We start from the raw sequence: 7,882 nt of genomic DNA, 5'->3' as shown, positions 1-7,882 counted from the left end.
CCGACGCCGACATGCGCCACCAAGTGGTTGATCGCGTAGAGCGGCTTGCCCGTGGCAACAGAGAGGGCCTTGGCCGCGCAGACACCCACCATGAGCGCGCCGGCCAATCCGGGTCCGGACGTTACGGCAATGGCATCGATATCGTCCAGCGCTACCCCTGCCTCGTGCAAAGCTTCCTGCAGCGTGGGAACAAAAGCGTCCAGGTGGGCACGGGAAGCGATCTCCGGAATGACACCGCCAAAACGGACGTGCTCATCCATCGAAGAGGACACGGTGTTGGTCAGCAGCGTGGTTCCGCGGACAATCCCGACGCCGGTTTCGTCGCAGGAAGACTCGATCCCCAGCACGAGCGGCTGGATAGTGTGGGAGCGGTTCATTCCGGTGTTCCTTCAGTCAGTGTGAGCCTCATGATGAGGGCGTCCGTGCCGTCGCGGTAGTACCGCCGTCGGACGTGGATCTGCTCGAAGCCGAACCGCACGTACAGTGCCTGCGCTCGTGGATTGTCGGCACGGACCTCCAGGAGCACTTCCACAGCGCCACGCCGTCGGGCCTCTTCGATCAGTTCCGTGAGGATGGCCGAGCCGATTCCCCTGCCTTCGAATTCAGGAACGACGGCGATCGTCTGGACGTCCGCGATCGGCTCAATGCACATGAGCCCGGCGTAGGCCACAATCTGGCCGCCGGCTTCGGCCACTACGTAGCGGCGGGTATCAATCTGGGCGAGTTCGTCGAAGAACATCTGCATCGGCCACGCGTCCACCGGGAAGAGCCGGCGCTCCAGGACCTCGACCGCCGTGACGTCGTTGGCGGTCATGTCGCGCAAGGTCACGCCCTCGAGCTTGAACTGATATGAGTGGTTCACAGGGCACGCTTCCTAGGGCCCGGCACTTGGGCGTCGGATTCCCGCAAATACAAGGGCGTGGAATCGGGCAGTTCCGCGCCGGCCAACAGGAGTGCCATGGCGAACTGGCCAAGCGACGCGGCGTCGGGCTGGGTGGCGCTGAATTCCTCGTTCGCGTTGACGACGTCCGCGTAGATGCCGCCGCCGGCACCGAAGACCGGGAGATCGGGCAACTCCGAGGCGAAACCGACGTGCGGACCGTCCACGAGTTGCGGGAGCTGGCCATCGTTGAGCGTGTAGCGCGCCCAGTAGACCTCCTTGCGACGGGCGTCCGTGGCAACGAGGAACTCAGCCTGTGCTTCCGTTGATTCGGCCACTTCCAAAGCGATCGCGTCCAGGCTCATGAGTCCGAATAGCGGCTTGTTCCACGCAAATGCCAAGGTGCGGGCGGTTGCAATCCCTGAACGAAGCCCGGTGAATGGTCCGGGGCCAACGCCGGTGACGATGAGGTCGATGTCCGCGCCACCTACTCCGGCGTCGGCCAGGAGTTTCTCAATGCCGGGCGCCAGGACCTCGGCATGGCTGCGGGTGTCCTCGGTGGCGAAGGACTCCACCACGCCTTCCATGGCATCGTCCGAGATGAGTGCCGCACTCGCCACGGCCGAAGTATCAATGGCCAAAATCAGCATCAGGCGTTCTCCTCCAGTATTTCCGGCACCGTGCTCCACCGAGGGCCAAAGCCGCGGAAAACGATGGTGCGCGGTTCGTCGTCGTCCTCCGGATCGAAGTCCAGCACGGCGTCCTGGCCGGCCTCCGGGCGGGTTGCAGCCCCTTCCGCGCCGCCCGCCGTCCGGTGCATCTCGACGTCCAGGCGACTATCCGAAAGGTGTTCGACGCGCTCGCGCCCCCACTCGACCACTGTCACGGAGTTGTCCATGGTGTTTTCAAGGTCGATGTCGTCGATTTCCGCGGCGGAGGCAAGCCGGTAAGCATCAACGTGGACCAGATCGGGACCACCCGGCCGCGGCCCGTCCGGCAAGTTCGGGTGGATACGTACCAGGACAAACGTGGGCGAGATGACGCCGGCACGGACGCCCAGTCCTTCGCCGAGTCCCTGGGTGAAGGTGGTCTTGCCAGCACCAAGTTCGCCTGTCAGGACCAGCAGGTCACCGGGCTCAAGGACCCCGGCGAGCGCCGAGCCCAAAGCGTGTGTCCGCTCCGCCGTCGCGACCTTGACCGTGCGTTCCCACAAGGCCTCGCTCAACGGGGTCTTGTCAATCGAGGCCCCGCTCACCGGGCATCCGCCCCCGGGGTCTCATTGATATAGATGCGCGGCACGCGTGGGCTGACACGGGTGACAATCTCATAGTTGTTGGTTCCGGCGGCGGCGGCCCAGTCGTCCGCCGTCGGGCCGCCGTCGGCGCGTCACCGAACATGACGGCTTCGGCACCCAACCAGCCGGCTTCGTCCGTCACTGCATTCCCAAGGTCGATGACCATCTGGTCCATGGCGATCCGGCCCACCACCGGGTAGTTGACGCCGTTGACCCGTACCGGTCCGCCGGTGGCGACGCGCGGCACGCCGTCGGCGTATCCGAGCGGGATCAGGCCCAAGGCGCTCTCGCTGGACGTCCGGTAGTTGAGTCCGTAGGACACCCCTTGGCCTTCGGACACGCGCTTGCAGTTGGAAACGAGGGTGCGCACCGTCATGGCGGGGCGCAGGCCAAGTTCCGCGGAGTTTTGTCCTTCGAAAGGGGACAGCCCGTAAAGCCCGAGCCCCACGCGGACGAGGTCGAAGTGGGCATCCGGGCGTGAAAGCGTGGCGGGAGTGTTGGCCAGGTGCCGGACTTCGGTGTCCACTCCGGCGTCCTCGGCCACGGCAATCGCCTCCCGGAATGCTGCCAACTGCTCATCGGTCTCGGGACGGTGGGGTTCGTCGGCCACGGCCAAGTGCGAGAAGATGCCCACCACGCGCAGGAGCCCCTCGTCCTGGTACTCCATGGCCTGGCTCACCACTTTGTCCCATTGGGCGATGGTGGAGCCGTTGCGGCCCAAGCCGGTATCAACCTTGAGGTGGATACGTGCCGGCCGTTCCTGTTCGCGTGCCGCCGCGACCACCGCGTCCAGCTCCCAGCCCGAAATCCCGACGTCGACGCCGGCGGCAACCGCCGCCTGGAAGTTGCTTTGGGTGGTGTGCAACCAGGCCAGCATGGGGGCATCGATTCCAGCAGCGCGAAGCGCCAAAGCCTCCGAAATATGGGCAACGCCAAGCCATCGGGCGCCGGCTTCCAGGGCCGCCCGCGCCACCTGCACCGCGCCGTGCCCATAGGCGTCGGCCTTGACCACGGCCATGACGTTTGCGGGCGAGGCGATAGCCACGAATTGGCGTACGTTGTGCCGGATGGCATCCAAGTCAATGACGGCTGATCGTTCGAGGACCGTTGCCGAACCCGATGTCGTCGAGGGCTCGAAACTGGCAGCTGCTTCGTAAGTCACCCTCACGATTCTAGTGCCGCCATGGCCCGCGGGTTGTCCGGCTGGGTGGGGCCCCGCTCAGGCGTCGGAGTTGTGGGCGATCGTGGCCGTTGCACGACGTTGGGCCCCCGGCGGGACATCCGCCACAATGTCCTCGAGGAAAGCGAACCGTTTGAGCCATTGGCTCGACTGCCGCTCCCTCCGGGCGTTGGCTCGCTGCCACCAATCGGCGATGTCTCCCCAACCGGGCGCAGCCAGCGAGCCGCCCACTTCCTGAACCGCGAGCGACGCGCAAAGATTGGCAAAAACGGAGCCGGTCCCCCAAAGGCCACCCGGCCAGGCAGCCCACGACAAACGCCGCACCGAAGCAGTCGCCCGCTCCTGTGGGGTCGTACGCCGTCACGGGAAGGGACGGCACCCATTCCTCCTCACCGGTTTCGGAATCCACGGCCATGGCTCCCTGCGCTCCCAAAGTCACCACAGCCACCGGAACGCGGTCGGCAAGTGTGTAGAGCGCAGACCATGGGTTGTCCTTGCCGGTGAAGGCCATTGCTTCGCGTTGGTTCGGCATGAAGGCGTGGAAATTGCTGAGCTGGTCCAGCCGCTTCGACGACCACGCTCCGGTCGGATCCCATCCGGCGTCGCCGAAGAGTTTGACGCCGGCTTTCCTCGCCGCCAGCATCCATGGCTCCGGCTCCTCGCCCAGATCCGCGACGGCGGCGAGCGCCTTGGGCGGATCGCCGATCAGTTCAGAGGCGCTCATGGGCGGGGGATGTCCGTGGGTGACCATGGAACGATCCTGATCCACGCACAAGGAGACCGTAACCGGGGAATGCCAGCCCTCGAACCGCCTGGACAGGGAAAGGTCCACATGCTCTTGGCTTTCCAGGATCCGCCAGTTGAAGTCCCCGTATCCGTCATCCCCGAAAGCCGCCGCGAGGCTGGTCCGCAGCCCAAGCCGGGCGGCCGCGATGGCTTGGTTGGCCACGCCGCCAGGGCAGGTCCCCATGCCTTGGCTCCACACTTCGGTCCCCGGTTCAGGGCTGCGGTCCAGTCCGGTAAAGATAATGTCCTGGAACACAGTCCCTGTCAGCAGGAGATCGCAGGCTGAATCGGCCGCGTCATCACGCGCTTCCCCCCGGATAGCGGCGAGGGGGTCGAATCCAATCCTGGGCGTTGCGTCCATGCACGGCAGACTACGCCGCGGCCACGATTGTGCAAAGCTCTTAGAGCTCCTGGTACATGACATGCAGCCCGACGTAGCCGAGGGTCGGGTGCTGGAAGGCATCGGGGATGGTCGCCAGGATACGGAAGCCCATGGACTGCCAGAGCCCTACCGCGCGCACGTTGCTCTCGACGACAGCGTTGAACTGCATCGCCTTGAACCCGGAGTCCCGGGCGGCAACCAAGGAATAGGCACAGAGCGCCCGGGCGATTCCCTGCCCTCCGTGATCGGCATGGACCATATAGCCGGCGTTGGCCACGTGGCTTCCGCCACCACCCTGGTTGGCGTGCAGTTCACCGGTACCCAGCACGTCGCCGTCGCGCACTGCCACGAAGGTCAGCCCGGGCGCTTCCTTGAACCACTTGCTCCGTGCGGCTTCTTCGGTGGTGTCGCGGTCCCAGGTGAAGGTCTCCCCGGCCCGGATCACGGGTTCCAGGACAGCCCAGATCCCGGGCCAGTCGCTTGCCCGGGCGGCCCGGATCTCGTAGCCAGCGGCCGCCGGCGTTCCTGCTTTGCTGTTTGAGTGGCTCACGTCCGTTACGGTACCAGCCGTCGCTACCGTGCCGGCCCTGTTGGGCCGACTGCAATGCCAGGGAGCTCAGGAGTAGTGTTTTCGCTGGGACGCAGAGATTTTCACTTTGCGGGACTTGTTGAATTTGCGTTGGATACAGGAGGTAGCGGTGTCGTTGATCCGTCGCGTGGCCTTCCTGTCACTCCACACGTCCCCCATGGAACAACCGGGTTCGGGCGACGCCGGCGGCATGAACGTGTACGTCCGTGCGCTGGCCATGGCGTTGGCAGATCTTGGTGTGGAGGTAGAGATCTTCACCCGTTCGACGTCCGCCAGCCAGCCCGCCGTCGAACATCCCGGTCCCGGCGTCTGCGTCCATAACGTCCTGGCGGGCCCGCCACGGAAACTGCCCAAGGAGGAACTTCCCGAACTCCTCCACGCCATGGTTGCCGAGGTCGAGCGGATCCGGCAACGGCAACCGCACGGCCGTTACGACGCCATCCATTCCCACTACTGGGTGTCCGGTGTGGCGGGCCTCGAACTCTCCGCATTGTGGAACGTGCCGCTGATCCACACGATGCACACGATGGCGAAGGTCAAGAACCTGGTGCTCGAATCCGGCGAGCGGCCCGAACCGCGCCTGCGTGAAGACGGCGAACAGCGGATTGTGGATGGAGCCACGCGCCTCGTGGCCAACACTCCCGCCGAAGCCAGGAGCTCGTTTCGCACTACAGCGCCGATTTCGACCACATCGACATCGCTCCCCCCGGTGTTGACCTGACCGTGTTCACTCCCGCGTTCCGGGCCCGGTCCCGCGCCGAGCTTGGCGTGCGACCCGGCAGTTTCCACCTGCTCTTCGCCGGACGCATCCAGCGGCTCAAGGGCCCGCAAGTATTCGTCGAGGCTGCGGGCATCCTCCGCAAGAGGCGGCCGGACATCGACCTCGAACTGACCATCCTGGGCGCCTTGAGCGGCGCCAAGGACTTCAACCTGCAATCCTTCATCACCGCCTCGGGCTCGACGACGTCGTCACGCACCGCGCGCCGGTCAAGGCGCCCAAGCTGGCGGGCTGGTTCCGATCTGCCGACGTCGTGCTGATGCCCTCCTTCAGCGAGTCGTTCGGGCTGGTTGCCCTTGAAGCACACGGCCTGCGGCACTCCGGTGGTGGCCACCAACGTGGGTGGGCTGACCCGCGCCGTTGCCGACGGCCGGACGGGTATTTTGGTTGACGGCCACGATCCCGCTCGCTGGGCCGACGTCATCGAAGCCTGTACGACGACCCCCGCACCCGCGAAGACATGGGCCGTGCCGCGGCCGTGCACGCGGAGGCCTTCGGCTGGCACAGGACGGCAGCCATCACGCTCGAGAGCTACCACGCAGCCATCGGCGCTGTCCTCGTCCGCCCAAGCTAGACCCCCGCTCACAAACAAGCCCCTCCCCGACGACGCTCGCTCACCAATGTGCGCCCTCCCGGCGACGCCCGCTCACCAATGAAGGCAATCCCGACGACGCCCGCTCACGTATGCGGACACGACTGATAGATTGTCGCGCACAGTGTTCCGCACGGATTTGAGGACAAGGATGTCTGAAAACAAGATCTTGAGCGACCTTGAAATTGCCCAGAATGCGGCGATGCGTCCCATCGAGGAGATCGCGGAGCATGCCGGGATCAACGTCGACGCGTTGGAACTGTACGGCCGGTTCAAGGCGAAAATCGATCCCGCCAAGCTCCGTCTCCCGGATGCCAAACGAGCGGGCAAGGTAGTCCTCGTCTCCGCCATGTCCCCGACGCCGGCGGGTGAGGGAAAGTCCACAACCACGGTAGGCCTCGCCGATTCTTTGGCGCGGGCCGGTCACCGCGTGATGATCGCGCTACGCGAACCGTCCCTTGGACCGATCCTGGGCATGAAGGGAGGTGCGACCGGGGGCGGCTATTCGCAGGTTCTCCCTATGGACCAGATCAACCTGCATTTCACCGGCGACTTCCACGCGATCACCTCGGCAAATAATGCCCTGATGGCCCTCGTGGACAACCACATCTTCCAAGGCAACGAGCTCAACATTGATCCACGCCGCATGACCTTCAAACGGGTTCTCGATATGAACGACCGCTCGCTGCGCGAGATCATCATCGGCTTGGGCGGCCCCGCACAAGGAGTGCCGCGACAAGACGGATTCGACATCACCGTCGCCTCCGAAATCATGGCCGTCTTCTGCCTCGCGACGGACTTGGATGACCTCCGCGAGCGCCTCGGCCGGATCACTTTCGGATACAGCTATGACCGCCAGCCGGTGACCGTGGCCGATCTCGGCGTCCAGGGTGCCCTGACCATGCTGTTGAAGGACGCCATCAAACCGAATCTCGTGCAGACCATTGCGGGAACGCCGGCCCTGGTGCACGGTGGCCCGTTCGCCAACATCGCCCACGGCTGCAACTCGCTCATCGCCACACGGACGGCCCAACAACTCGCCGACATTGTGGTCACGGAAGCGGGATTCGGCGCCGACCTCGGTGCCGAAAAGTACATGGACATCAAGTCGCGCATCGCGGACGTGGCGCCGTCCGCCGTCGTCGTGGTCGCGACTATCAGGGCTCTCAAGATGCAGGGCGGCGTTCCGAAGGAGCTGCTCAAGGAGCCCAACGTCGAGGCGCTCGCTGCCGGCGTCGAGAACTTGAAACGGCACGTGCACAATGTCGAGAAGTTTGGCGTCACACCGGTTGTTGCAATCAACAAGTTCGCGACGGACACACGCGAAGAGCTCGAATGGCTGCTGGCTTGGTGCGCCCAGGAAGGAGTCCAGGCCGCGGTGGCGGATGTGTGGGGTCGCGG

General features: G+C 65.1%; 5 protein-coding genes and 4 pseudogenes. 2 read left to right on the top strand and 7 right to left on the bottom strand.

What is annotated here, in order from left to right; all coding sequences use genetic code 11:
• From AHiyo1_RS01705 to AHiyo1_RS01675, 7 genes and pseudogenes are all read right to left on the bottom strand, one after another.
• Positions 1-377: pseudogene (locus AHiyo1_RS01705) on the bottom strand (tRNA (adenosine(37)-N6)-threonylcarbamoyltransferase complex transferase subunit TsaD); the annotation flags it as partial.
• A complete protein-coding gene (rimI, locus tag AHiyo1_RS01700; RefSeq protein ID WP_059387414.1) occupies positions 374-814 on the bottom strand; it encodes a ribosomal protein S18-alanine N-acetyltransferase in 441 nt (146 codons plus the stop codon). The pseudogene AHiyo1_RS01705 and the gene rimI, both read right to left, overlap by 4 nt.
• A 44-nt stretch (positions 815-858) precedes the next feature.
• Positions 859-1,530 (bottom strand): tRNA (adenosine(37)-N6)-threonylcarbamoyltransferase complex dimerization subunit type 1 TsaB, encoded by a 672-nt coding sequence (gene tsaB / locus AHiyo1_RS01695; RefSeq protein ID WP_059387412.1) that lies wholly within the window; start codon positions 1,528-1,530, stop codon positions 859-861.
• The gene (gene tsaE / locus AHiyo1_RS01690; protein ID WP_059387413.1) at positions 1,530-2,105 is read right to left on the bottom strand and encodes a tRNA (adenosine(37)-N6)-threonylcarbamoyltransferase complex ATPase subunit type 1 TsaE; all 576 of its coding nucleotides are present in this window, start codon (positions 2,103-2,105) and stop codon (positions 1,530-1,532) included. The genes tsaB and tsaE overlap by 1 nt, the downstream gene beginning before the upstream one ends.
• 26 nt (positions 2,106-2,131) lie before the next feature.
• Positions 2,132-3,336 (bottom strand): annotated as a pseudogene (gene alr / locus AHiyo1_RS01685) (alanine racemase).
• Between the two features lie 57 nt (positions 3,337-3,393).
• Positions 3,394-4,501 (bottom strand): annotated as a pseudogene (locus tag AHiyo1_RS01680) (carbohydrate kinase family protein).
• Positions 4,502-4,541: 40 nt separating this feature from the next.
• Entirely contained in the window at positions 4,542-5,072 is a 531-nt protein-coding gene (locus tag AHiyo1_RS01675; protein WP_059387411.1) for a GNAT family N-acetyltransferase, read from the bottom strand.
• 148 nt (positions 5,073-5,220) lie between these two features.
• Here AHiyo1_RS01675 and mshA point away from each other — a divergent pair.
• Both mshA and AHiyo1_RS01665 read left to right on the top strand, forming a co-directional pair.
• Positions 5,221-6,463: pseudogene (gene mshA / locus AHiyo1_RS01670) on the top strand (D-inositol-3-phosphate glycosyltransferase).
• 169 nt (positions 6,464-6,632) lie between these two features.
• A partial coding sequence (locus AHiyo1_RS01665; RefSeq protein ID WP_059387410.1) for a formate--tetrahydrofolate ligase occupies positions 6,633-7,882 on the top strand: 1,250 nt, incomplete at its 3' end.

This window comes from Arthrobacter sp. Hiyo1 (assembly GCF_001263615.2).
In the GTDB taxonomy this organism is placed as follows: domain Bacteria; phylum Actinomycetota; class Actinomycetes; order Actinomycetales; family Micrococcaceae; genus Arthrobacter.
Note: the sequence above shows the minus strand (reverse complement) of the source record. Positions and strands in the feature narration are given on the sequence as shown.